This window comes from Odoribacter splanchnicus DSM 20712 (genome assembly GCF_000190535.1).
In the GTDB taxonomy this organism is placed as follows: Bacteria; Bacteroidota; Bacteroidia; order Bacteroidales; family Marinifilaceae; genus Odoribacter; species Odoribacter splanchnicus.
The window spans coordinates 1,010,661-1,036,236 of record NC_015160.1; the positions used below are offsets into that span (position 1 = coordinate 1,010,661).

15 protein-coding genes, 2 tRNA genes and 1 pseudogene are annotated in these 25,576 nt (G+C 45.8%); 8 read left to right on the top strand and 10 right to left on the bottom strand.

All coding sequences use genetic code 11. From position 1 onward, the window contains the following. Positions 1–345 precede the first annotated feature (345 nt). Positions 346–2,538, top strand: coding sequence for a RelA/SpoT family protein (locus ODOSP_RS04275; RefSeq protein WP_013611158.1), 2,193 nt, complete (start codon positions 346–348; stop codon positions 2,536–2,538). Here the strand turns inward: ODOSP_RS04275 and ODOSP_RS04280 are convergent. Then, positions 2,535–2,984 carry an SPOR domain-containing protein gene (locus ODOSP_RS04280; RefSeq protein ID WP_013611159.1) on the bottom strand — a complete coding sequence of 150 codons (450 nt, stop codon included), beginning with the start codon at positions 2,982–2,984 and terminating at the stop codon, positions 2,535–2,537. The genes ODOSP_RS04275 and ODOSP_RS04280 overlap by 4 nt on opposite strands. A 148-nt stretch (positions 2,985–3,132) precedes the next feature. Here ODOSP_RS04280 and ODOSP_RS04285 point away from each other — a divergent pair, with 148 nt between their 5' ends. Together ODOSP_RS04285 and ODOSP_RS04290 are read left to right on the top strand one after the other, a co-directional pair. Then, complete coding sequence (locus tag ODOSP_RS04285; RefSeq protein ID WP_013611160.1) at positions 3,133–5,670, top strand: S9 family peptidase; 2,538 nt, start codon at positions 3,133–3,135, stop codon at positions 5,668–5,670. A 102-nt stretch (positions 5,671–5,772) separates the two neighbouring features. Next, positions 5,773–7,806: a transketolase family protein gene (locus tag ODOSP_RS04290; protein WP_013611161.1), complete on the top strand. Its 2,034-nt coding sequence runs from the start codon at positions 5,773–5,775 to the stop codon at positions 7,804–7,806. A gap of 641 nt (positions 7,807–8,447) precedes the next feature. Here ODOSP_RS04290 and ODOSP_RS04295 read toward each other — a convergent pair. Next, positions 8,448–10,619, bottom strand: coding sequence for a tetratricopeptide repeat protein (locus tag ODOSP_RS04295; RefSeq protein WP_013611162.1), 2,172 nt, complete (start codon positions 10,617–10,619; stop codon positions 8,448–8,450). A 42-nt stretch (positions 10,620–10,661) separates the two neighbouring features. After that, the gene (locus ODOSP_RS04300) at positions 10,662–14,042 is read right to left on the bottom strand and encodes a P-loop NTPase family protein (RefSeq protein ID WP_041556386.1); all 3,381 of its coding nucleotides are present in this window, start codon (positions 14,040–14,042) and stop codon (positions 10,662–10,664) included. Between the two features lie 149 nt (positions 14,043–14,191). On the opposite strand from ODOSP_RS04300, the gene istA reads away from it, so the two are divergent. Both istA and istB read left to right on the top strand, forming a co-directional pair. Beyond that, complete coding sequence (gene istA, locus ODOSP_RS04305) at positions 14,192–15,757, top strand: IS21 family transposase (RefSeq protein ID WP_013611164.1); 1,566 nt, start codon at positions 14,192–14,194, stop codon at positions 15,755–15,757. An 11-nt stretch (positions 15,758–15,768) separates the two neighbouring features. Continuing rightward, positions 15,769–16,557, top strand: a complete 789-nt coding sequence (gene istB / locus ODOSP_RS04310) for an IS21-like element helper ATPase IstB (RefSeq protein WP_013610662.1) — start codon at positions 15,769–15,771, stop codon at positions 16,555–16,557. 181 nt (positions 16,558–16,738) lie between these two features. On the opposite strand, the gene ODOSP_RS04315 is transcribed toward istB, so the two are convergent. Then, positions 16,739–16,948, bottom strand: coding sequence for a hypothetical protein (locus ODOSP_RS04315; RefSeq protein ID WP_013611165.1), 210 nt, complete (start codon positions 16,946–16,948; stop codon positions 16,739–16,741). A 699-nt stretch (positions 16,949–17,647) separates the two neighbouring features. Here ODOSP_RS04315 and ODOSP_RS04320 point away from each other — a divergent pair. Beyond that, positions 17,648–19,006 (top strand): transposase, encoded by a 1,359-nt coding sequence (locus tag ODOSP_RS04320; protein WP_083813773.1) that lies wholly within the window; start codon positions 17,648–17,650, stop codon positions 19,004–19,006. Between the two features lie 248 nt (positions 19,007–19,254). Here the strand turns inward: ODOSP_RS04320 and ODOSP_RS04325 are convergent. The 3 genes and pseudogenes from ODOSP_RS04325 to ODOSP_RS04335 all read right to left on the bottom strand — a co-directional run. Continuing rightward, positions 19,255–19,629, bottom strand: a pseudogene (locus ODOSP_RS04325) (NAD(P)H-dependent flavin oxidoreductase); the annotation flags it as partial. 172 nt (positions 19,630–19,801) lie between these two features. Beyond that, positions 19,802–20,335, bottom strand: a complete 534-nt coding sequence (locus tag ODOSP_RS04330; RefSeq protein WP_013611167.1) for a GNAT family N-acetyltransferase — start codon at positions 20,333–20,335, stop codon at positions 19,802–19,804. Positions 20,336–20,346: 11 nt separating this feature from the next. Next, positions 20,347–21,303, bottom strand: a complete 957-nt coding sequence (locus ODOSP_RS04335) for an EamA family transporter (protein ID WP_013611168.1) — start codon at positions 21,301–21,303, stop codon at positions 20,347–20,349. Between the two features lie 168 nt (positions 21,304–21,471). Between ODOSP_RS04335 and ODOSP_RS04340 the strand changes: the two genes are divergently transcribed. Both ODOSP_RS04340 and ODOSP_RS04345 read left to right on the top strand, forming a co-directional pair. Continuing rightward, positions 21,472–21,543: transfer RNA gene (locus tag ODOSP_RS04340), tRNA-Met, on the top strand. A gap of 379 nt (positions 21,544–21,922) precedes the next feature. Continuing rightward, positions 21,923–21,994 (top strand) — tRNA-Met (locus tag ODOSP_RS04345). A gap of 55 nt (positions 21,995–22,049) precedes the next feature. On the opposite strand, the gene ODOSP_RS04350 is transcribed toward ODOSP_RS04345, so the two are convergent. The 3 genes from ODOSP_RS04350 to ODOSP_RS04360 form a co-directional block, all read right to left on the bottom strand. Further along, positions 22,050–24,485, bottom strand: a complete 2,436-nt coding sequence (locus tag ODOSP_RS04350; RefSeq protein WP_013611169.1) for an FAD-dependent oxidoreductase — start codon at positions 24,483–24,485, stop codon at positions 22,050–22,052. Between the two features lie 10 nt (positions 24,486–24,495). Continuing rightward, positions 24,496–24,804 carry a thioredoxin gene (trxA, locus tag ODOSP_RS04355; protein WP_013611170.1) on the bottom strand — a complete coding sequence of 103 codons (309 nt, stop codon included), beginning with the start codon at positions 24,802–24,804 and terminating at the stop codon, positions 24,496–24,498. A 74-nt stretch (positions 24,805–24,878) separates the two neighbouring features. Next, the gene (locus ODOSP_RS04360) at positions 24,879–25,175 is read right to left on the bottom strand and encodes an ArsR/SmtB family transcription factor (protein WP_013611171.1); all 297 of its coding nucleotides are present in this window, start codon (positions 25,173–25,175) and stop codon (positions 24,879–24,881) included. Positions 25,176–25,576 lie beyond the last annotated feature (401 nt).

Below are 25,576 nucleotides of genomic sequence, written 5' to 3' on the forward strand. Positions count from 1 at the left end.
AAAGTTGTATACGGTTCAAAATAATCCCACGTTTGATCGTCGTAAATATACATAAAAAATTGATTTCAAGCATATCCTCGTAATTTTAAACCGGCCTTTCCTGTTTATACTTCAACGTATTATTTTCCAAGCGGCCCGATAAAGATTTTCCGGATTTTCCGGGATAACAGCATGGTAGCAGATTACAGCAGTTCATTTCTGATTTCATATTTCTGTACACTTATTCTTTACACACACTTTTCAACAAACTTTTACACAAAAATAGAATTGCCGGATCGATAATCTTCAAAAGAATCGCTATTTTTACAAACAGAAAAAAGCGACACCTTCTAACAAGATTCACTTATGAACGCAATGACAGAACAAACCTATCGTCCGATCATATTGAGTAAATATACGGCTGTGTTAAAATCCTGCCGGAACCTGATTTCGAGCGAAGACATCCGGTTGATCCGTAAAGCCTTTAAGATAGCCATCCAAAACGAAACCGAAGCTTCGGAATTAAACTATCAGGAGATCGTCCGTATTTTGGATATTACGCTGATCATTACCCAGGAAATCGGCTTAGGCCGGACTTCTATCATTTGTGCCATGCTCCACAAAACAGTGGAAAAAGAAATGATCACCCTGGAGCAAATCCGGGAGATGTTCGGGGAAAAAGTAGAGCAAATCATCAAAGGACTGAAGGATATCAGCCACATTTATGCCACCCAGCGGATTGTAAACTCGGAGAATTTCAGAAAATTATTGCTCAGTTTTGCCGAAGATATCCGCGTACAGCTGATCTTCCTGGCCGAAAAACTCTATGCTTTACGGCAGGCTGCACAGCTTTCGGAGGCCGGACAAAAACAGCTGGCCATGGAAACCAGCTATATTTACATCCCTTTTGCCCATCGATTGGGATTGTACAATATCAAATCGGAGATGGAAGACACAGCTCTCCGCTATGCCAATCCCCAAATCTACCGGGAGATCGAACAAAAATTAAAGGAATCGAAAACCGCCCGGGAGGCTTACATTGCCGAATTTATCGCTCCGATTGCCGAAGAAATGAACCGGAGAGGTATCAAATTTAAAATGAAATACCGCACGAAGACGATTGCCTCGATCTTAAATAAGATGCGGAAAAGCCAGGTTGAATTTGAAGAAATTTTCGACATTTTTGCTGTACGTTTCATTATCGACAGTGTCGGCGAAAATGAGAAGCCCGACTGTTGGCGGGTATATTCTATCGTAACCGATAAGTATACGCCTAATCCCCAGCGTCTCCGGGACTGGATTTCTGTACCCAAATCCAACGGATACGAATCGTTGCAGACCACCGTGCTGGGGCCTGGCAAACGCTGGGTAGAAGTACAGATCCGGACGGAACGTATGGATGAGATTGCCGAGAAAGGATTCGCTGCCCACTGGAAATACAAAGGGGGATCTTCGGATTCGATTATCGAAAACTGGCTGAACGAATTGCGCGAAATCCTGGAAAGCAATAATGAGAATGCGCTGGAATTACTGGATGATATGAAAATCAACCTCCAGGATAAAGAGGTACATGTATTTACTCCCAAAGGAGATTTAATAACGTTACAGGCAGGAGCCACCTTATTGGATTTTGCGTACGCTATTCACACCAATATCGGGAGCAAGTGTGTTGGAGGTATTGTCAATCACCGGAATGAAACCCTGAAATATGTTTTGAAAAACGGAGATCAGGTTTCTATTATCACTGCCGCCAACCAGCAACCGAAAGCCGACTGGCTGAGTTTTACAGTCACTTCGAAAGCCCGGAATAAAATCCGTCAATACCTGAATGAAGAAATCAACCACCAGGCCGATATCGGCAAGGAAACACTGATGCGCCGTCTGAAAAACTGGAAAATCGAATTCAACGACGAAGTGATCCGCAAACTGATGCAGCACTACAAATACAAGTTCGCTCTCGACCTTTACCACGGCATCGCTATCGGCAAGCACGATCCTTCCGAAATCAAAGAGATATTGACGCAGGTGGAAGAAAAGCCGGCCCCTGTCGTTCCGCCTAAAGATATCAAAGTGGTACGTCCAAAAAAAATCGATGAAGATGTACTGCTGATCGATAAAAATGTGGATAATGTAGAGTATAAGTTCGCCCGTTGCTGTAATCCGGTATACGGAGACGATATCATCGGTTTCGTATCCATCGGCGAAGGGATTAAAGTACACCGCCGCCAGTGTAAAAATGCCCTGGAGCTGGTTCGCCGTTATCCTTACCGGATCGTCAAGACCCGCTGGACCAACGATGGAGCCACTTCTTATCAAACCGTCCTGAATCTGACAGGCAAAGAGGACGGTAATATCATCAACAAAATTACCGAATTGATCGCCAAAGATCCGCATGCTACCTTGCGGGCCATTTCGATCAATGCCGCCGAGGGGGTATTCGATGGTAATATCACTGTCCTGATCGATAATACCGAACACCTGTCCCAATTGATTTCCAGACTAAAACATCTGGAAGGAGTGGTGAGAGTCAACCGCCACGATTCGATGCTCGAAGACTAGTCCTCTTTGACCTCCAGGAGCCATGCATCCCGAAACTGCGGATATTGTCTACGGATACGGATAAGCTCCCGGGCAGCATCGGCGTGAGTATCGTCACAAACCGCACTAACGCGGTACATCCCTTCACTATTCTGCATAATCGAACAACCCAAAAATCCGCGGCGCATCAGGTCCGACCGCAAGTTGATCGCATTCTGCCGGTAAATAAAACTCCCGACAATAATACAATACCGCATCAAATCGGCACCGTCCGTCAAACCGACTTTCTCCTTTTTCACCGTCACCGGTTCTTCTTCCACGATCAAGGTATCCTGTACTTTCTCCTGTACAGCAACTTCTACCGGTTGGGTAGATACATACCCTACCTCCGATCGTATCATTCTTTTATTCGACTTACAACAGGTCAGGGTCACCGCTAAGGCTAACAGACAAATCAATATTCGCATAACTTAAAGTTTTCTGACTTGTACGGTAAAAGAACGATTAAGTTACTCCGGGTTTAACTAGACATTAACTTTCTTTTCAATCAAAAAGCGATACCTTCGCAGAAAGAAAAAATGTTAAAAAGCTAAAACCTGATAAACCTTATCATCGATGAAAAACAAAGGATTTTTACTCTCATTATTCATTGCAGGGTCCTTGACTGCCAACGCACAGGATATCAAGGAGTGGCTGAGCCTGACACCTATAAAAATGGAGAAGCCGGCCTTGAGCCATGTAAAAAATGTCAAAGACCAGGTATTTACAGATGCCATGCTCACCGATTACTCCGGAGTAAATATCGGCAGCCTGGTTCCCGATGCCGATTCAAAGGAGAATCATTTTCACCGGCTCCGGTGGACGGTGGCCCCGATGAACCGGGATACCGTAACAGCCGGTGAAAAAACAGATCAACCGACGCTAAATTATTACGCGGTCTATTTCAGCAATTCCGAATGGATGAGCGGAAGTTTTCATTTCCGGCTATTCGGTCAGGCCGAAGTCTATATCGATGGAGTAAAAAAAGCCGGTTCTGCGGATAATAAACCCGTAGAAAAAATCGTTCACGGCGATTGGATTCCAGGAAAACACACGATTATCGTAAAAACGGCCACTCAGGGAGGCAATGTATTGTATGCTAATTTTAAAGCCGACAAAGCCTACGAACAGCTCCCTTTCGGTTTCTCTCTGTCCCCGCAACGAGGCAAGAATATTTACGATGTGCTCAACGGTAAACAAGTATCCCATCTGTCTGTCTCCCCCACCGGAAAATATGCCCTTGTCGGGATCACCAATACCGTAGATGGCCGAAGCAGTAACAATACCTACGTATACCGGATCGCCGACAAAGAAATCGTCTATACCTTTTATGGCAATAACGTACGTAATCTGCAATGGATTCCCGATCAGGACAAACTTTCTTTCCTGCAAGCAGAAGGCAACGGACAATCTTTATATAGTTACGACCTGGAAAAACAACTACAAACCCGTCTGATCAAAGAAGACCGGCAAATTCAGAGCTGCATCTGGTCACCCGATCGTTCTTATCTGATCTATTATGCCAATGAAAACTACAGCGATCCCAAATGGGAATTGCGTAAACTGGACGGCATACAAGATCGGCAGGACTATTTCCGTAACCGGAGTTATCTGTGTAAGTACGATTTCGCTACCGGCCTCCATTCCCGGCTCACCTGGGGAAATCTGAGCACTTCGCTTATGGATATCAGTGCAGACGGTAAAAAATTACTGATCTCCACTTCACGCCCGGCTTATACGGAATATCCCTATAACAAACAAGATATTTATCTGATGGATATCACCACCCAACAACTGGATACCCTTTGGAAGGACCGGCTTTATTCCATATCCTGTACTTTCTCTCCCGATGGCAAAAAACTGCTGATCAGCGGCGGCCCTTCGGCCTTCGGTAAACTGGGAGAAAACATCGGGAAAAATCAGATTGCCAACCAATACGATACCCAATTGTATATTTATGACCTGGCCACTAAAAAAGTGGACGCGATCACCCGCGATTTCAATCCTTCGGTGGAAGAAATGACCTGGCATAAAAACGGTAATATCTATATAAAAACGACCGATGCCGATTTCGTACATCTGTATTGCTATGCCGACGGTAAATTCACCCGGATCGAATGCCCGGGAGACATGATTCTCCGGACCAGTTTTGCCAGCCATGCCGACCGAATGATGTATACCGCTTCGAACACCGATTATCCTCCCCGGATCTATACCTTGAACCTAACCGATAATCAAGCGGCTCTCTGGGCGGATCCCAACGAAGAGCAATACCGGAATATTGTTTTCGGAGAGATGAAAGACTGGGACTATAAGTATAAGAAAGGTACGGTGATCGACGGACGTTATTATCTGCCTGCCGATTTCGATCCGGCCAAAAAATATCCGCTGATCGTTTATTACTACGGCGGAACGACCCCCGTCTCCCGTAGTTTCGGCGGACGCTGGCCTTTCAACCTCTATACGGCCAACGGTTATGTCGTATATGTGCTTCAACCTTCCGGAACCATCGGATACGGACAGGAATTTTCTGCCCGCCACCAAAACAATTGGGGTAAAATCACAGCCGACGAAATTATCGCCTCGACCAAAGCATTTGCCAAAGCCCATCCGTTTATCGATGCTTCTAAGATTGGTTGTATGGGAGCTTCTTACGGAGGTTTTACCACCGAATACCTTACCACCCGAACCGATATTTTCGCCTGTGCTATCTCACATGCCGGCATTTCCTCTATCTCTAGCTATTGGGGAGGCGGATATTGGGGTTACGGCTACAGTACCAACGCTTCGGCACACGCTTTCCCCTGGAACCGTAAGGATATCTATGTCGACCAAAGTCCCCTTTTCAATGCCGATCAGGTGAAAGTGCCTATCCTGTTAATCCACGGTACAAAAGATGTCAATGTACCGACAAACGAAAGTATACAATTTTATACTGCTCTGAAATTATTGGGTAAAGATGTCGAATTAGTATTGGTTAAAGATGCCGATCATGCCGTGGTCGATTACAATCAGCGTATCCTGTGGAACAATACGATTCTCTCCTACTTCGCCAAATATCTGAAAGATCAACCGGCTTGGTGGGAACACCAGTTTAAAGAGCTGAATCTCTAAACGGAAGAAGAAAAGTAAAATTAAGTGTAATTTTTACTTTTATTTTTCAAAAGATTATTTATAAATTTGCAAAAAACCAAAAATCTATTTTAAATTTATATCATGAATACAACTACCAACAGAGCGGCGGACAACATCCGAATTCTGGCAGCCTCAATGGTTGAAAAAGCAAAATCAGGTCACCCCGGAGGAGCGATGGGTGGTGCCGATTACATCAACGTGCTATATTCTGAATTTCTGAATTTCGATCCGGACGATGGCGAGTGGGTAAACCGGGATCGGTTTTTCCTGGACCCGGGTCATATGTCACCGATGCTTTATGCAACGTTGAGCCTGATTGGTAAATATAGCATGGAAGATCTGAAAAACTTCCGTCAATGGGGCAGCATCACTCCCGGTCATCCCGAAGTAGACGTAAAACGGGGTGTAGAGAATACTTCAGGTCCTCTGGGTCAGGGACATGCCATGGCCGTCGGAGCAGCTATCGCCGAACGTTTTCTGGTAGCCCGTTTCGGTGAATGGATGGCCCACAAGACCTATGCTTTCATCTCGGACGGTGGCATTCAGGAAGAGATCTCCCAAGGTGCAGGACGTATTGCCGGTACACTCGGACTCGCTAACCTGATCATGTTCTATGACTCGAATAATATCCAGCTTTCTACCAAAGTGGATGAAGTAACCCACGAAGATACAGCCAAAAAATATGAAGCCTGGGGATGGCAGGTCATCACCATCGACGGCAACGATGCAGCAGAAATCCGTCAGGCCCTGAAAGTGGCACAGGAAGAAAAAGAACGTCCTACACTCATCATCGGACACACCCTGATGGGGAAAGGAGCTGTCGGTGCCAACGAAGAAGATTTCTCCAACAAAGTATCAACTCACGGACAACCGCTGAGCGCTGCCGGAGCTTCTTTTGAAAATACGGTGGCTAACCTGGGCGGAGATCCTCAGAATCCATTCGTTATCTTCCCGGATGTACAGGAATATTATGCGCAGGTACTGGAAGAGAAACGGGCTCAGGCCAAACAGAAAAAAGCCGAACAAGCTGCCTGGGAAAAAGCCAACCCGGAATTAGCAGCCAAATTCCATCGGTTTATGTCGGGAGAAGCGCCTGCTATCGATTATAAAGCTATTGCACACAAAGCCAATATAGCAACCCGTCAGGCTTCAGCCGATGTATTGGTTACACTGGCACAGGAAGTTGAAAATATGATCGTCAGCTCTGCCGACCTTTCCAATTCAGATAAGACAGACGGTTTTATCAAAGGAGGAGCCCGCAACCTAGTGAAAGGAGATTTCAGCGGTAAATTCCTGCAAGCCGGAGTTGCCGAGTTGACTATGGCTGCAATCTGTAACGGTATCGCCCTTCATGGCGGTATTCATGTTGCCTGCGCAACCTTCTTTGTATTCTCCGATTATATGAAGCCGGCTTTCCGTTTATCGGCTCTGATGCAGATGCCGGTTAAATACATCTGGACCCACGATGCCTTCCGGGTCGGTGAAGACGGTCCTACCCACCAGCCGATCGAGCACGAAGCCCAGTTGCGTCTGCTGGAAAAAATGCAGAACCACGCCGGAAAAATGAGCATGCTGGCTTTACGTCCGGCCGATGCAGCCGAAACTTCGGTGGCCTGGAAAATGGCGATGGAAAATACCGAAACTCCGACGGCTCTCGTATTGTCCCGTCAGAATATCAACGATCTGCCGGCCGTAACCGACCGTTATACCGAAGCTTTAAAAGCAGAAAAAGGAGCTTACATCGTACAGAAAAACGGTGAAAATCCCAAAGTGATCCTAATCGCATCCGGATCGGAAGTGGCCACCCTGATCGATGCCGCCAAGTTGTTACTCGAAAGAAAAGGTATCGCTTCACAGGTTGTATCGGCTATTTCGGAAGGTTTATTCCGTCAGCAGCCGACCGCTTACCAGGAAGAAGTCATTCCGGCCTCTACGCCTCATTTCGGCCTGACCGCCGGTTTATCGGTAACTCTGGAAGGATTGGTCGGATGTAACGGCAAAATCCACGGCGTAAATCACTTCGGATATTCTGCCCCGGCCAAAGTACTGGACGAAAAGTTCGGCTTTACCGGAGAGTTTGTATACAACGAAATTTGCGAAATGCTCGGAAAATAATTCCTTGACAACACCAAAAGAAATAGTTTTATAAAACATAATTTCTTAAAATGGTGAAAATAGTTAAAACGGTGTAATGTTTAGTTTTAAAACATTGCACCGTTTTTAGTTACAGGGAAATAAAAGTTTGCCAAACAATGGAGAAAAGTAAAGTAAACTCTAATTCTCCGTCACTCCAAATTTATGGTAGAATTAATTTTTTCTTTCTATTCCGATTTCGGGTTCTGTGTCGTCAGACCCGGTCGCCCGGACCGGTCCGGTAAGGCTTTCCTTCACTGACCGGCGGAACTCCTCACTACACAAAAAACTTTACGTTACGTTTCCATCAAACACCACCGGTCGGGCGTTCGGAAACCCTAACCGGACACTCGTTCCTGCTCCAATGGTCCTCCGGCATAAAACCCTGCATCTCACATTAACACGACCTGGCAAAGGAAGAATTAGAAAAATTTTATAGAATAAAATACCGGCTCACCTCTATCGGATTATGGATAGTTAGGCGACCGGTTCCCTGAACACGAACACCGAAGACGAATAAAGAGCGGAATAATTCTACTTCTTTAATAGTTAAAAGGAGGCAACGATTACAACGGTTTCAGCAAACAAATCTACCTGCTGTAACCGTTGCAACTATAAAACGATCAATACCCCGGATTCTGTTCTGCCCCACCTAAACCGACTTCCGACTCAGGGAATGGCAAGAGCTTTTGCCAGGCTTCGATTCCGAGTTCTTTTTCACACAGATCGTTCCGTTTTAAAAAAGCGAAATAAGCGAATTCCCCCTTCAACAATTCTTTCCAGGTAGCTTTCAACTGTTGGTCGAAATCTGTCGCTTCAGACAAACGGTAGTTTTTCCGGACCTGATTCAGATAATCCATAGCTTTCGCCCGGTCACCGATACGATTCGTACATTCGGCCAGCAATAACAAAGCCTCGGTATAGCTACCGACAGGTAAATATCGGTGATCTGCAATCTCACTGGTATATACCGAAGGATAATCCAGCAGATCCAACCCGAATACCAGTTCTTTAGAACCGCTATTCAAGGCCTCTTTGCGGCTGGCATTAAAGGCATACCCTTCATTCTTCAAAAATATCTCCAAGCCCCTTTTCGCTTCATTGTATCTTCCCAATTGCATATACACTTTTCCCAGCATCAGTTCACCGATACCGATGTAATCCTGATATTCAGCACTTCTCCAGTCCAGTATCAGCCGATGGATCTCCTCCAGATCCGCAGCCAACTTCTCGTAAGCTTTTTGCTCTGTCAACCGGGGTGCCGCCGCCGTCGAAAAATGTTCCGGATAAGGAATGTTTCCCCACAATACGATCAGCGGATAATACATGATCGAACGCAACAACTTAAACTGAGGCGAACAGAGGTTACCCATTTTTTCCTTCTCCAGGATATCATACCCATTATTGGCACTGGCAATAGCTTTATAAGCCACCTCCCAGGCCCGCTTCAAGTCTATATCGGCCATGACACTTTTTTCATGCCGGTAATATTTCTGCCACTTGTTTTGTGGTTCCGGGAAACATTGCGTATAATAAGCCTCTATCGTATACATATAATCACAGGCTTCACGGATACTCCCCAATATGCCGCTCACCGCTTCTTCGACTCCTTCAGGTACTTCGAACTTATTCATATCTCCGTCCTGAGTAATCAGCAGGGTGGCGCTTACTTCACCATCCAGGCTGTACAAAGTAATGCGTTCATCCCGGATCCAATATCCTTTTGCCGGCTGTACCGTCAGTTTAAGCTGCCCCTGCACCTTATCGAGCGTCACTGTATAATCCATTTCCTCTGACTTGAACTGGAATAATTTATCTACCTCCACCCCGGATTTCGGCACTTCTTCTTCCATACCGGGATAAGTAAAATCATAAGATAAATTAGCCAGGATATCTACAGCATATTCTCCCCCATCCTGACTTACCCGTAAAGTATCGGTCTTGAATTTCAATTTTTTATCGCCTACGATCCCTCCGAATTCATTTCCGGCTTCTCCATCGCCGTCCCAGTCGATAAAATAACTCAAATCGGGCACAGTAATTTCCAGGCCGGTTTCCTTATACTTTGCAACTAATCCTTCAGCAACCTTTGTCCAATCGATACTCACTGCATTTTTACGGATTTCTTCCTTCGTATCGTCCGGAAGCGTACCGGTTTCCTTCAACTTTTCACACAACCCTTCCAAATATTCCGCAAACCGGGTCTCGGTTTTATCCTTCAACAGAGAAGCCGACACCACCAACAAACTACCCGCTCCTTTGATTCCATCTGTCAGTGAATAGGTATTCACCTCATCCATCTCGAATCTCTGCAACCCGAAGGCCTTCAACACTTCTCCATGTGCCTGCTGACTGACGGCTTTAAAGCGCTTTTCTCCACCGTTCAACTCCAATAATCGTCGGGTTTCCAGATGAGTGAATACATTCACATTCACCGATTTCTGATTCGAAAGATCTGCAATCGAACGCAAACTCAACGATCCGGAGGTCTGTTCGCCGGTCAGCTCATTATAAAAAGCTCCTGTCGCCACAATTTCTACATAAGGAGACCGGATATCCAAAATACCGAAATCGAAATTTCCCTGATCGTCCTGTACGGTCTTCGTATAACTGATTCCGGTCCGTTCAAGCCGTTCGCTCAATTCATAAACCGTAACCTCCGATCCTCTGACAAAAGGTCCTTTTTCTACCTTTCCTTTCAGTTCATACCGGTCTGTATACTGCACATCGTCCTTCTTACATCCTGCCAATACCAATAACAGCATACAAGTCCACAATATCATTTGCTTTTTCATTTCCAATCTCTTTATATCGTTCTACTTTCTTATCTGCCCGATTCAAATGAATCCGATTCTTTTCCGTTCGTTCATTACTCCTGCCACAAAAGCTTCGGTAAACATAGCCACATCCTGTTTTTGAACAGAAATCACCTCTTTTACTGTACTCGTCCGGTTACTCTTTGCCATCCGTTGCAGACAATTGCGGACAATCAGATCGGCTACGATCCGCATCAGGCGCGAACTGGCATGACTGCGTTCCTCGGTCGCAACCAGCGAACCGATAAAAACAGTCATATACTGACGGGCTGTCGCTGTCATTTTCATTCGTTCTTTCTCCAGACGACGTTTCAGAATAATCATCAACTCTTCTTTCGTATAATCTTCGAAGACCAGTACATTGACCAAATCCGACATGTGTTCGGCGTCTCCGTTGATGCCCGATACCCTGTTCCGGGGTTCTGCATAGATGATAATATAACTTCCGGGATGTTCGGCCATCTGATTCATCAGGAGAGCACGTACTCTTTCACGGAAGCCGACAGCTTCGTTCAATTTGGGTGAATCTTCATCGAAAAGCAAGATACCTCCGCTGGATTTCACCAATGCTTCCCCGATACTACGCTGAGCCTCGTCTTCCATCAGTCCGATCATTCTTTCCACCTTAAAATCGAATACCTGTCCCTTATCGACGATCCCCATGGCTTTGTAAAGACGGGCGATGATCCGGGCTACCGTTCCCTTTCCCATGGCCGAATTACCGGTCAAACACCATTGCAGGGACATCCGGCTGCTCAATTTTACCCCCTCGTGGCTATAATGACGCGCCAGCTCTACAAAATCACGGATCTGTTTTTTTATTCCCGTTTGTCCGACCATTTTATCCAGCTCTTCCAATGCCCGGCCGATCTCCTCTTCATCGAATACATCCCTTTCCAATTTTGGAAGTTCAAAACTATCGACCGGTATATCGTCTTTGCGGATGGTAGTCATCTCCTGACGGGTCAGCTCCCGTTCCTGACGGATTTTCATCGTCCGTTCGGACATATGACGAATAGCCGCTGCCACGACTTTTTCAACGAAAAGCGCATTACCGAAATTTTTATCTCTGTTTTCATAAGCTTTCCGGATCAGCTCACCGAATACTTCCCGTGCCTTGGGATGAAATACATAAGCTTTTTCTTTCAGTTTATTTTCAGCGATCTGCATCAGTTCTTCGGGCGTATAATCGTTGAACGAAAATACATAAGGAAAATAATTCTTTAAAGCGGGATTCATCTCCAGCATCTTATCGACTCTTTCGGGATATCCGCCTAAAACCACGATCGTATCCCCGCATTCCTCGGTCGATAAATTCGACAATAAAGCTTCGAACAGGGCCAATCCCCATTCACTCCGGGGCAATACATCGGCATGGTCGATATATAGAATACCTCCGGCCGCACCGTTCATCAACACTTCGGCTCCCTGTTGGGGAGTCAGCCCTCCATCGCCGGTGAGCTGACGTCCGTCCTGTACCGTCACATTCGGACGCAACAGAATACCCACCGAATGATAGATTTCTCCCATCATCTTAGCGACAGTCATCTTCCCTGTACCGGGATTACCGCTAAAGATCATATTCAGGGGAGGAAGGGTATCGTCGAAACCATGTTTTTGCCTTTCCCGGATAAAATATACGTAACTCAGATGTTGTACAATACTTTGTTTCAATGCCCTCAAACCGATCATCGCCTTGAGTTTTTCCAATGCTTTGCCAGGGTCTCCCTCGGGTAAAGTTACGATATCTTCCTCCGTAATCAGCATCAGGTCCTCTTTCTTATACTCTCCGCAGCGGTTCGCCATCAGACGGGCCGACATCCGGGCCGAAGCCTGTTCGAGCTGTTCGTCGATGTAACGTCCGTTGGTAAAATCCACCTCATTGGCCCGGCAAGCTATTTTCAACTGTTTATAAAATTTCTCTTCTGCTCCCGGCGTAAAACGGAATTGCAGTTTTTCCAGTTTGATCCGGGCGATTTCCATCAATTCCTCAGGACTATAATTTTCGAAACAAAGCCGGCGCGGAAAAAGCTTCTGCAAATCGGGAAAAGCTTCCAGCAAAACAGTCATCTCTTCATCGATATCGGAAAGAATAACCAAAACTTCCGGTTTTTCCCTGGTCAGTATACCGTACAATATTCCTAAAGCGATCACCCCCCGATCGTTCGGATCTTCGGGATGAAATAAATCTCCGGCCTGATCGACAAACAGAATCCCCCCTATACTGTTTTTCAGGGCCTGCCGAACCAATTGCTCTTCTGCAGCAGTGCCTTCACGCACCAAATCACGACGGCTGTAATGATTCACCCGGCCGTGACTCAAAAGCCCTAATTTCTGATACAATTCTCCCACCATCTCCGCCACGGTATTTTTACCGGTACCGGGATATCCGGTAAAGATCAGATGCAATTGAGGAAAAGTATCGCTGAAGCCATTCTCCCGCCGGAGACGGATAAATTCGACGTACTCTATGATCCGGGTTATCTCTTCTTTCACTTTACGCAACCCCACCAAACGATACAAACGGTCGAGGATTTCATCTTTATCTTTAGCGGTGTATACCGGATTCAGATTTTGCTTCACGGTCACTTCTCCACCATCGGCCAGTATCTCCTGCTCGAAATCATAAGGAATATCTTTATGACCTATTCCATAGCCCATCTTCAGGACCGTCTGTCCGAAACAGGAAACCATCACGGTATATTCTCCCGGAGTGACGAAATCTTCCTGACTCCCCAGATCGACAGCAAAACAAAGAATACTATTCCCGGCCTGATCCTTGATATATTGGGCGGATTTTACGATCTGCATGGCTTTGATACTCCCCCTACGGTCTACCACCCGGATAACGAATTCATATACCCACTCTCCCCCCAGCAGGTTTTGGGCCATCAGGAAGAAACGGATATTTTTCAATCGGGTGGCATCGAACATCCGGAAAGAATGAGGACGTTTCTGAGCCTCGGACTCGGTTTCTTCACAAAAACGGTCCAGACCGGCATGCAGGATGCGAAAATATTTTTCGGGTTTCCCCTCCCCCGGGACGATATACAGATCTTCTGATTGTCCGGCCACTCCGTCGATATCCGCCAAGATACGATATATCCCCTGTTTCCAGGCCTGTTCCGGTAAATCTGCGCGGTCTATCCACTCTTCATACACCGGCAAAGCATCCTGACGCTCTACTTTTATTCCGCTCTCTTTCACAGACAAGCACTGTCCTTTGCCGTTCTCCAGGCGAAACAAACGGACAGTCATCTTCCCCTCCCAGGGTTCGCCTTCAAACTGTTTATTCAATACTTCCGTATCCACATACAAACATTCTATTTCCTGTACGCCGAATACAGAACGATAGTCTTTCTCCCCCTGGAAAAGCCACGCGACTTTGACCCTTTTGGCCACGCAGGATTGTCCCCTTTGGTTACAATATGATTGACCCTTTTGGCCAAAATCGCATTGACCACTTAGTTTACCTATTGTCATAGATTTTTTTGTGTAGATTTGAGTACCCGAGTCCTGGTGTAACGGGGACGATAATAAAATCTATACAAATGGATAAACGAATCAAAAACATTTTAAGATGTTATGCGGTCGGCATGGGAATCAAGGAAACGGCGTCCACGTTTCATACTTCCCGTAATACTGTCCGCAAGTATGTCCGCTTGTTCCTTTCAAGCGGCAAGAGCATTGAACAGCTTCTTTCCCTACCCGATGGGCAGTTGGATGAACTGTTCGGCTGTACGGAGTCCCGGCATCGGGAACCTTCTTCCAGAAGGATCGAACTGGATGCCTTGCTTCCCGGATATGTATCCCGCCTGTCACGCAAAGGCATGAGTGTCCGAAAACTGTTCAAGGAATACCATGCCGAATATCCGGACGGTTTCCGGTTGTCTTCCTTCAAACGGGCTGTCCGTCAGTACAAGTTTCACATCAAGGTCGTCGGTCATGTCGAGCACTATGCCGCAGACCAGATGTATATTGACTTTGCCGGTGATAGGCTTGAAGTCGTTGATGAAATGACAGGTGAGACGAAAAAGGCCGAGGTGTTCGTCGCCATTCTTCCGTTCAGCCATTATACCTACTGCGAGGCCGTATGGTCCCAACGCAAGGAAGACCTGATAAAGGCATGCGAGAATGCCATGCAATATTTTGAAGGCGTTCCTGCGGCTATCGTCCCCGACAATTTGAAGGCGGCCGTTACACGCAGCGACCGCAACGAGCCTGCCATCAATGATGATTTCGCCGCTTTTGCCGAACATTACGGCTGTGCGGTCTATCCTGCCCGTGTACGCCACCCCAAGGACAAGGCCTTGGTTGAAAATGCCGTAAAGCTCCTTTACCGTTCCATTTACCTTGATATGGAGGGAATGACATTCTCCAGCCTGGAGGATCTCAATACCGCTATCCGTATCTCCCTGCTTGATTTCAATGAAAAGGTGATGGCCGGACGGGAGATGTCACGCAAGAAAATGTTCCTTCAGGGAGAGAAGGACTATCTTCGACCGCTTCCCGTGAAACGTTACGTGGTGAAAGAAAGGAAGCTAATGACTGTCGGGAATAACTCTTACGTCTCGTTGTTCAAACACCATTACAGCGTTCCAAAGGAGTATGTAGGCAGGCGCATGACGATTCTCTATGATGCCGACACGGTGGAAATCTACTGTGGCATGAGCCTTGTCTCCACCCATGACCGCTGTGACATTCCTTACGCTTATTCCTGGAAAAAGGAGCACAACCTGCCGGGACACTATGGTCCCTATGACAAGGACTTGGAGGAACTCTTCCGGCGTGCCTCGGAAATAGACAATATTGTATTGAACTATCTACGGGAAGTGGAGCGTGCCATGCAATATCCACCCAAAGCGTTCAGGTCATGCCGTGGCATCCTGACCCTGGAGAAAAAATACGGTCGTGACCGTCTGGTTGCGGCTTGTGCATGTGCGGACCAGAAGTTGCAATACGGATATCAGGCCTTGCGCGAGGTGCTTGAACTGGGAGAAGATGCGGATTTCCTTCCCGATGAGGACGGGAAAGTACAGCCCAACGTGACTTCCCCGGCTCCATTGACCCACAAAAATATACGTGGACGTGAATATTACAGAAAGGACAAACAATAAAACTCATATTTATGGAAGTAAACAATAAAACAGCTCCCGTAACGGGACAACAAGACCAGAATACCATATCACTGGATTTAATGAACCGCATGAAATTGCATGGTATGGCAGAGGCTTTCAGGGAAAGTCTTGCCGGTACCACTCCGCAATCCATGACTGCGGACACGTTCCTGTCCATGCTCCTTGCACGCGAATGGGACTATCGTGCACAGGCTGCCATTGCACGGCTTACCAAGAATGCGGCATTCCGCTACAAGGCCTATATTGAACAGATTGACTATGCCACGAACCGGGGGCTGGAGCGCAACCAGATGGAACGTCTCGCCACCCTTGATTTTGTGCATAAGGCACAGAACCTTTTCATTACCGGTTCTTCAGGAACGGGGAAAAGCTATCTGGCCTGTGCCCTCGGCCACGAAGCATGCAAAAGGGGATTCCGGACCTTCTATGCCAATGCCCCGAAACTGCTCGGTGCGCTGAAAGTCGCCAAAGTCAAAGGTACACTTGAAACGGAACTCAAGAAGATTGAGCGCTGCCAACTACTCATCCTTGACGACCTGTTCATCGTACCGCTTGACGCAAAGGAGCGTCCCATACTGCTTGAAATCATCGAGGACAGGCATGAACGGAAATCCATCATCATCACATCGCAGTACCCATCCTCCAATTGGTATGACATGGTAGGTGACCCGACAATAGCCGATGCAATCCTTGATCGTATCATACATACAGCTCATACCATAGAGCTATATGGTGAAAGTATGCGAAAGTTAAGGTCTAAGAAAAACGAGAAATTTTAAAAGGGTAAAATAAAATTGACCCCCAACACCAGGACTTTAAAGGGTCAATCATATTGTAGCCAAAGGTGGGCAAATCCTGCGTGGCCAAAAGGGTCAAAGTCGCGTGGCTTTTCCATCCACCTCATAGTATCTGCATTGCTGTGCGATAGTTTTGCTTCTTCTTTTCATATATCTGTCTGTTTTAAGAAATGAGTAACCAAAGTATTGCCCCGATAATGAAGGCATAAGTCAGAATGTAAACTGCGATAGCCAAAGCGATGGTAAGGAGAAGCCGAATGAGGAGTTTTCCCACACATATCCCTGCCAGCCAAAGCCAGACGCTTCCGTCCCAAAGGAGAGAGCCTGCGAGTGCAAGTGCCACCCAAATTGCTATTTTGTATCTCAGTTTCATCTTGTCTGTTTTTTTTGATTTTATGCGGATTCCAGAGGTGAGGGAGTTGAGTTTTCATTTTCTCTGTCCTCGTGTTTCCGACATTTTTTTTGCGTCTTTCCGTCGGGTCGGTCGTTTTCGTTTCAGGGGCGTAAAAAGGTAGGGCTTAGGACAAACAAGGTTTACGGCGAGAATACTACCTGCAATGAAATGGAAGTGTGGAGATTGTCGCCGTAACGGCTTTCCGCCTCGACCTTTTTTGTCCGTGAAAGCCCGGAACTACCTTTGCCGCTGACAACGAACAACCGATCCCGATGCGAATACATAGGGCAGAATGTGGAGAGGAACACCGCAGAGGACAGAGCGAAAAAATGAAAGGCAGTCTTCACAAGTAAGACTGCTACAACAATGAGTAATAAGACGAAAAATAGACTCAGCTATCTGAATAGAGAGCCGTCAGAAAAGAAAAACGGAGAAAGTTTCGTCTTTCTCCGTAGATAATATTACCTTTGCAATAGGTTATTCGAGTTATGCAAAGCGTTGTATATCATTGCAGAAGATGGGTCGCTAAATCATTAGGGATATTCAGTAAATAGTATAAAATTAGCCAACTAATTCATACACAAAATGTTGCGAATTAGTTGGCTTTTTTGTATCTTTAGGTATTCCCCCGCAAATAAGGTTTGGAATCCAAAACGGGGGAAATTCCCCAACAAAGATATGGCTAAGATACAAAATATTTCGGAAATTCACCCTACTTTGGGCTTTACAGAATTTGATATTATAGAAAAATATCGCAAGAGTTTTCATGAGAGTGAGCTTGGCAGGCTTCATTCGGTGTTTCCGTTTGAGCGTATGGCAAAGACCATGGGCCTGTCGGAACAGCGACTGGGACGCAGGAACATCTTCAGTCCTTCGGCGAAGATCGCCCTTATGGTCCTGAAGGCGTACACCGGATTCTCTGACAGGCAGCTGGTGGAACATCTTAACGGGAACATACACTACCAGATGTTCTGCGGGATTATGATAAATCCGTCCTTTCCCATAACCAACTACAAGATAGTCAGTGCCATCCGCAATGAGATAGCGTCCCGTCTTGATGTTGATTCCCTCCAGGAAGTGCTGGCTTCACACTGGAAACCCTATCTTGACAGCCTTCACGTCTGTATGACCGATGCCACATGCTATGAGAGCCATATGCGTTTTCCTACGGATATGAAACTCCTTTGGGAAAGTCTGGAATGGCTCTACAGGCAAATCTGCCTTCATTGCAGAGATTTGGGTATAAGGCGTCCGCGCAACAAGTATGCGGATGTGGCGAAGTCCTATCTGTCCTACTGCAAGAAGAGAAAGAGGAAGGCTTCAAGGACAAGGATGCTCAAGCGTCGTATGATCAGACTCCTTGAAAAGCTCCTCATACAGAGGGATGAAATCCATAGAGAACATGGAACCTCACTCCGATATACCCAGGATTACCAGAAGCGTCTTTCCATCATCAGAAAGGTTCTTGTACAGGAAAAGGAGTTGTTTGAAGGCAGGAAGGTCAGGGACCGCATCGTCAGCATTGACCGTCATTATGTACGTCCCATTGTAAGAGGCAAGGAAACAAAGTCCGTCGAGTTCGGTGCGAAGGTCAACAACATACAGATAGACGGCATATCGTTCATCGAACACCTCTCGTTCAAGGCTTTCAACGAAGGTATACGCCTGAAGGACCGTATCCGCATGCAGCAGAAGCTCATGAATGTGAGGGTAAGATGCGTGGCTGCCGATTCCATATATGCCAATAATGCCAACAGAAAGTTCTGTACAAAATATGGAATATCCACATCCTTTGTACGCAAGGGAAGGGCGGCCAGGGATGAATCCTTGAGAAAGGTTCTCAGAAGTGAACTCTCCAAAGAAAGGGCCACCCGACTTGAAGGCAGCTTCGGCACACAGAAGCAGCATTACTCACTCTCAAGGATAAAGGCACGGAACAGGAAGACGGAAATCCTATGGATTTTCTTTGGAATACATACGGCAAATGCCATACTGATGATAGATAAAATCAGGAACCGGGCGGATAAAGCGGCATGACATAAATTTACCGACAGAACCAGAAGGGGGCATCAGACCTCTTCCGAAGCGTCGTGTCTAACAAGATAGGATTATGTGAAAAAACACAGAAAAAGGGCAATAATAATGGCATATAAAGTGATTATACTCTATCAACTTTATATGCCATCTTACTTTTTAGGGACATTTACTGAATATCCCTCATTACCTACTGCATTTTATAACTCATAAGGCTGTTCATAGCCAATTACTTAGACCTAAATGATAGATTTTTGCAGAAAGGAGGGTAAATTCAGCGGCATTCCCGCGCCGGCAAAAATAATATCGGCTTTCTCGGCAATCGCCGTCCTGACCAGATCGGCAAAGTTCGAAAGAGCCACCATAATATTTACTCCAATGACTCCCTGGGTTTTCTGACGGGCTTTGCTCAGCTCTTCTTTCAGTCCCAATATACTCGCTTCCAGATAATTTTTGGACAAATTCTTATAAATTACCCCAAGTCCTGCAGCAGAAATCACTCCGACCCCACCTTCATTTGCAACAGCAGAGGCCAGACCTGAAAGGGAGATTCCAACTCCCATGCCTCCCTGTATAATCGGCACCTGAATAGAAAGATTACCGATTTTCAACGTTTTTAATAACATAAAAAGTGTATTATATAATTCTCAAAAGACCAAAACAAAAGGTCAACGACATCCAAACAGTCAGTTGACTTTTCCGATGCCGTTGACCTTGTTTTACCCTTATCTTGAAGTCAAAGATAATGATTCGATCTCAGGTATTTTTCTACTTTCCGGTATGTTGTAAAAATAAATATTACAGACGGTAATATACCTTGTCTTTGATGGTCTGTATTTGCCGGTTCAATACTTCTGCCGACTGTCCGCTCCCGTTCCCCATCACCCAGAGCGGAAAATCTTTCCCCCCTTTCACATAAGGAGGTTGTAAATAATTCCGGTCTAAAATCCGGTAACCGTTCCGCTCATAATAATGGATTCTCCGGGTAGCCATCTCCGTTTCTGCAGGCTCTACTTCGAGTAATCTCACCCCTTGCAGCTGTTCTTTCACCCAATCCAGAATCTGTTGTCCGATCTTTTTATTCCGCATTTCAGCAAAAACAGCCAAATGTTCGAGGTAATAAAAACTTCCGAAATCCCAATAAACAAACAACCCGGCAAGCTGACCGTCACATTCCACTGCATTGAAATACATGGCAGGTTCGGTATGCAGCAACTCTCCGAGCTGACCGATCTCCCGCCTTTCTTCTACCGGAAAGGCTTCGGTATAAAGGGCCGTTAATTTCCGGAAAGCTTCATCTTCCGCCTGCGTAATTCTTTTTAAAGTAACCATAAGAGCAATATTTAATGACTGAAATTGATTGGCTTTATCCATCGAACCGCTTTCCGCAATTTCAAAGGAATCAAACGCCGAGGCCTGAATCCGTCTTTACTATTGGCCAGAATGACAACCGATACCGCCGACAAAATAATCACAATCCCTGCCAATTGCCAAAAGCCCAGGCTTTCGTGCAGAAACCAGACACCCATACATACGGCAGTCAACGGTTCCATACATCCCAATACAGCCGTAGTCGTCGAGCCGACATGCTGTACCGATAAGATTAACGTAAAATCGGAAACCAATGTCGGAATCAAAGCCAATAATAACAAATATACTCCTGTTTCCCAATCCGGAATCGGATCTAAAGGTACTCCCTTCACCGATAAATTCAAACCGAACACCATAGCCCCTGCCAAAAGCACATAAAAAGTGAGCTTCAAACCATCCATCCGGTGTACACAGGATTTGTTTACACCCACAATATAAAGGGCATAAGTAACGACCGTTGTCAAAACCAGCAACAACCCTTTCAGACTCACCGTTCCGGCAGTCCCGTTATTACTCAGCAGATATACCCCTAAGATAGCCATCAAAGTAGCTCCGATGACCGGAACAGAAACCTTGTCTTTAAAAAAGAGGATCATAACGGTCGTCACAACCACCGGATAAAGAAAATGAATCGTCGTTGCAATACCACTCGGAATATACAAATAAGAAGTAGTCAGCAACAAAGCGGTCATAGCATAAAAAATACCCAATCCGGCCAGAGTGAACAATTCCCGTCCCGATATCCGCAGATCGTACCGCCGGATAACCAACCAAAGCCCCAATACCAAAGCCGAAATACCGAACCGATAAAACATTACCGAATCCACACCGATCCCATTACGAATCGCCGGAAGTGCAAAAAGCGGAATCAAACCGAATGTTGCAGAGGAAATTACCCCATATATTAACCCTTTCAACCGATACATCATACTTTCATTATTTGGATAACTCACCGATTTTCATGCAAAGGTATACAAAATTACAGCACAAAATCCGATTTTAACAAAAACTAAGAATAATTTTTCTTCCCGAATATTTGGATTATAAAAAATAAACACTACCTTTGCACTCGCAATACAGAAAGTATTGACCAAGATTGCGGGGTGGAGCAGTGGTAGCTCGTTGGGCTCATAACCCAAAGGTCGTTCGTTCGAGTCGGGCCCCCGCTACTAAGAAGAGATTAGCAAATGCTAATCTCTTTTTTTTCGGATTCCGGGACGGACCTTTCGTCCCATTTCCGGACGAAAGGTCCGTCCCGGAGTTCTTCTTTTAAGGCTCGACAATTTCAACCGTAATTATTTCTCCCCGGCTTTGAGCCCGTCCCATCCGTTCGTCAACCGGATTTCATATACCGTAAAATGAATTACTTGTCCCCTCGTCTCATTCTCCCCCACCCAAATGCATCCTGCCGTATTTCCCCGATGAATCAACCCGGGACATCCAGCAAACGGGGAAGCTTCGGAGTTCCAAAATATATAGTGAAAAATTTGTATGAAAGAAATAAAGAGCTATCTTTGCTCCCGCAATACAGAAAGTATTGACCGGGATTGCGGGGTGGAGCAGTGGTAGCTCGTTGGGCTCATAACCCAAAGGTCGTTCGTTCGAGTCGGGCCCCCGCTACTAAAAAGAGATTAGCAAATGCTAATCTCTTTTTTTCGGATTCAGGGACGGAATTTCAAATGAAAAGATTGATATTGGCTTGCTCGGCTCTTTCGAGATAGGTAGCCACACCTCCGATTTTCACTCCGTCCAATAATTCTTCGGCTTTTATTCCCATAACCTCCATCGACATCCGGCAGGCGATAAACTCTACCCCATTCGCTTTCGCTTGCTCCATCAGAGTCTCCAGAGAATCTATCTTTTTATTTTTCATCATTCCCCGCATCATCCGTGAACCGATCCCTCCCAAGTTCAGTTTGGACAAAGCCAGCTTACGACTCCCCGAAGGCAACATCATACCGAACAGCTTTCCAGCCATATCTTTCTTTACCGGTACAGTAGCTTTCCGCTTGATCACATTCAATCCCCAAAAGGTAAAAAACAACGTCACTTTACGTCCGGCAGAAGCTGCCCCATCGGCTATCACGAACGAAGCCAACGCCCTATCCAAGTCATCACTAAAAACGACAATGGTCTTTCCGTCAGCGGAAACACCATCCTTCCCGCCTCCCTGTCCTCCTTCTCCTTTTTCCAGGGTAGCCGTAATGATTCCTTTTTCCTGTACCACCTGCACCAACCGATTGCCGGTCATTTTAGCCCATGACCCGACATCCCTGACAAAACCGGGATCGGTAGCTGTAATCTCGAGCCTCTCCCCGATCTTCAAACCCTCCATTCCACTTTTCAGTTTCATCACAGGTCCCGGACACTGCAATCCGCAAGCATCCACGGTCAGGTGTCGGCCTCCTCCACCCGACCGACTCTGTTCTTTCTGTAAAGTCTCCGGTAAAATCTCATTGCTCTGCCGGACGGTAACCGCTTTATACGTCTTTAAACCACCGCTCAGATTGTAAACTTCATACCCTCTTTGCATCAGGATTCGGGCAGCTATATATCCTCTTAATCCTACGGCACAGAACACGACCACAGGACGCCCTTTCGGAAGCTCTCCCAGACGTTCACGTAATTCATTCAAAGGAATATTGACGGCCCCTTCGATCGTATTCAGCTCACATTCCTCTTCCGAACATACATTCACTAAAGTCAGGGTATTCTTATCCCACGCTTCCAACTCTTTCCAACCGATCATTTTCACTTTGCCCCGCATCCTGTTATCGGCTACAAATCCCAACATATTCACCGGGTCTTTCGCCGAGGAAAAAGGTGGTGCATAAGCCTGATCCAATTCCATCAAGTCCTGAACCGAACCACCGGTACGAATGACTGCAGCCAACATTTCCAGGCGTTTATCCGCTCCGTCCATCCCAACCACCTGAGCTCCCAGTAATTTTCCATCTTCCGGGGAAAAATTAATCTTCAAAGTCATCGGAATACTTCCCGGATAATAACCGGCATGCGAACCGGCATGAACGATAGCTTCCTGCCAGGTTATTCCCAACCGTTCAAGTACCCGCGCCGACAATCCGGTTGCCCCGACCGTCAGATCGAACACTTTAGCGATCGCTGTCCCGATAGCTCCCTTGTAAGGCCGTATATTTCCATCCACGATATTTTCGGCACATATCCGTCCTTGTTTATTTGCCGGACCAGCCAAAAAAGAAAGCGACGGACGCCCACTTACAGGATGGGGAAATTCGATCGCATCTCCTACGGCATAGATATCCGGATGGGAAGTCTGCAAATATTCATTCACCCAAATACCACCGGTTTCCCCGATCTTCAATCCGGCCTCTTTAGCCAAACGGTTATCGGGACGCACGCCGATAGACAATATGACCAAATCGGCCTGTAAGGTTTTACCACTTTTCAATTCTACTTGCAATCCGTTCTCTGTTTTGCAGAAAGCAGCCACCGCTTCCTGAAGCAATAACCCCACTTTTCGATCTTTAAACTGCTGATGAACTACTGCGGCAATCTCGAAATCGACAGGTGTCATCACCTGATCCGCCATCTCGACAACAGTCACTTGTATACCCAGCTCATGAAGATTTTCCGCCATCTCCAGTCCGATAAAACCAGCTCCGACGACAACGGCTTTCTTCACTTCCTGACGGCCGGCCCACGCTTTGATCCGATCTGTATCAGCCACATTCCGGAGGGTAAAAATACCTTCGGTCCGAATCCCTTCCCAAGGTGGAAGTACCGGCTCGGCGCCCGGTGACAATACCAATTTATCGAACGACTCCCGATATGTCTTTCCTGTAGCCCAATCTTTTATAACGACCTGTTTATTTTCAGGCTCGATCGCTTTTACTTCCGATTTTATCCGAACTTCGATATTAAAACGGGCTTTGAAACTTTCGGGAGTCTGTACAAATAAACGCTCTCTTTCTTCGATCACCCCACCGATATAATAAGGTAATCCACAGTTCGCATATGAAATGTATTCTCCTTTTTCAAACAGTATTATTTCAGCCTGTTCATCCAATCTTCTCAAACGAGCCGCCGTAGACGCACCACCGGCAACTCCGCCGATAATCATATACTTCATGTCCGGTAATTTAAGAGGCTAAATAGGGTTTGATTATTTCTTCCAATCGAGGGACTCTGACTACCCCACTCTGGCGCCACAACATCCGTCCTTTTTTGAAAAGCATCAAAGTCGGTACAGACTGGATCTGATAAGCGTAAACACTTTGACGATTGGCAGGAACGTCTACATCTATCTTCAAAATCCGGACTTTATCCCCCAAACGCTCTTTCAATTCATCCAATATCGGATGCATCATTTTACACGGACCACACCAGGCCGCAAAATAGTCCACCAACACCGGTGTCTCACTATTTATAAACTCTTCAAATTTTTCCATAAGAACCTCCTTTTTATAATTAAATATTCAAACATATATTTATACAATAAATTAAAAAAATAGCTTCCGGTTTCTCAACCTCCAGCCTTCATCATACAACGCATCACGTTAGTCACCCGATCGTCGGCCAGACGATAATAGGCGTTACGTCCTTCACGCCGGATTTGAAGAATACCTTTTGCGTACATATCCGTCAAATGATGGGAAATCAAGGCCTGGCTACAAGCCATCTGTTCACAGATTTCCGAAACATTCAATTCCTCGTTTCTGGACAACAGACAAATGATAGCCAACCGATTCGGATGTGCTACCGCTTTCAAGGCATAAGCGATGTGTTCAAGCTCTTCTTTCGTAAAACATTGTGTTCCCATAAGACCATCTAAAGTTATCCTATTCTCTATTATTTCACAGCACAAATATATAAATATATATTTATATATAAATAGAACAATCAAATATTAATATTTTTTTAACATTCAATCCGTAATCTCAAAAAAAAAGAACTGCCCCATAAAATCCTTTCAAGACAGTTCAAAAATTCTACCTTGTCTTACCCATCTCCTTCATAAACATCATGTTTCCCACATGAATACAAGTCTGCTAAAATAACACAGGTAACCATTCCTTTTGTAACTATCGACCTACCTTATACATTAACATTTATACAAAAGTAAATCAAATAAAAAGAGGGTGTCCAAAAAGGCAAAATACCCCCTTGTAGAATCGGATATTTGATTTCAGTCTCCAATAGGGATACGAATAAATCGAGGGT

Coding starts and splice junctions, on each gene's coding strand:
- ODOSP_RS04275 (WP_013611158.1), top strand. CDS start 346: ATGAACGCAATGACAGAACAAACCTATCGTCCGATCATATTGAGTAAA.
- ODOSP_RS04280 (WP_013611159.1), bottom strand. CDS start 2,984: ATGCGAATATTGATTTGTCTGTTAGCCTTAGCGGTGACCCTGACCTGT.
- ODOSP_RS04285 (WP_013611160.1), top strand. CDS start 3,133: ATGAAAAACAAAGGATTTTTACTCTCATTATTCATTGCAGGGTCCTTG.
- ODOSP_RS04290 (WP_013611161.1), top strand. CDS start 5,773: ATGAATACAACTACCAACAGAGCGGCGGACAACATCCGAATTCTGGCA.
- ODOSP_RS04295 (WP_013611162.1), bottom strand. CDS start 10,619: ATGAAAAAGCAAATGATATTGTGGACTTGTATGCTGTTATTGGTATTG.
- istA (WP_013611164.1), top strand. CDS start 14,192: ATGGATAAACGAATCAAAAACATTTTAAGATGTTATGCGGTCGGCATG.
- istB (WP_013610662.1), top strand. CDS start 15,769: ATGGAAGTAAACAATAAAACAGCTCCCGTAACGGGACAACAAGACCAG.
- ODOSP_RS04315 (WP_013611165.1), bottom strand. CDS start 16,948: ATGAAACTGAGATACAAAATAGCAATTTGGGTGGCACTTGCACTCGCA.
- ODOSP_RS04320 (WP_083813773.1), top strand. CDS start 17,648: ATGGCTAAGATACAAAATATTTCGGAAATTCACCCTACTTTGGGCTTT.
- ODOSP_RS04330 (WP_013611167.1), bottom strand. CDS start 20,335: ATGGTTACTTTAAAAAGAATTACGCAGGCGGAAGATGAAGCTTTCCGG.
- ODOSP_RS04335 (WP_013611168.1), bottom strand. CDS start 21,303: ATGATGTATCGGTTGAAAGGGTTAATATATGGGGTAATTTCCTCTGCA.
- ODOSP_RS04350 (WP_013611169.1), bottom strand. CDS start 24,485: ATGAAGTATATGATTATCGGCGGAGTTGCCGGTGGTGCGTCTACGGCG.
- trxA (WP_013611170.1), bottom strand. CDS start 24,804: ATGGAAAAATTTGAAGAGTTTATAAATAGTGAGACACCGGTGTTGGTG.
- ODOSP_RS04360 (WP_013611171.1), bottom strand. CDS start 25,175: ATGGGAACACAATGTTTTACGAAAGAAGAGCTTGAACACATCGCTTAT.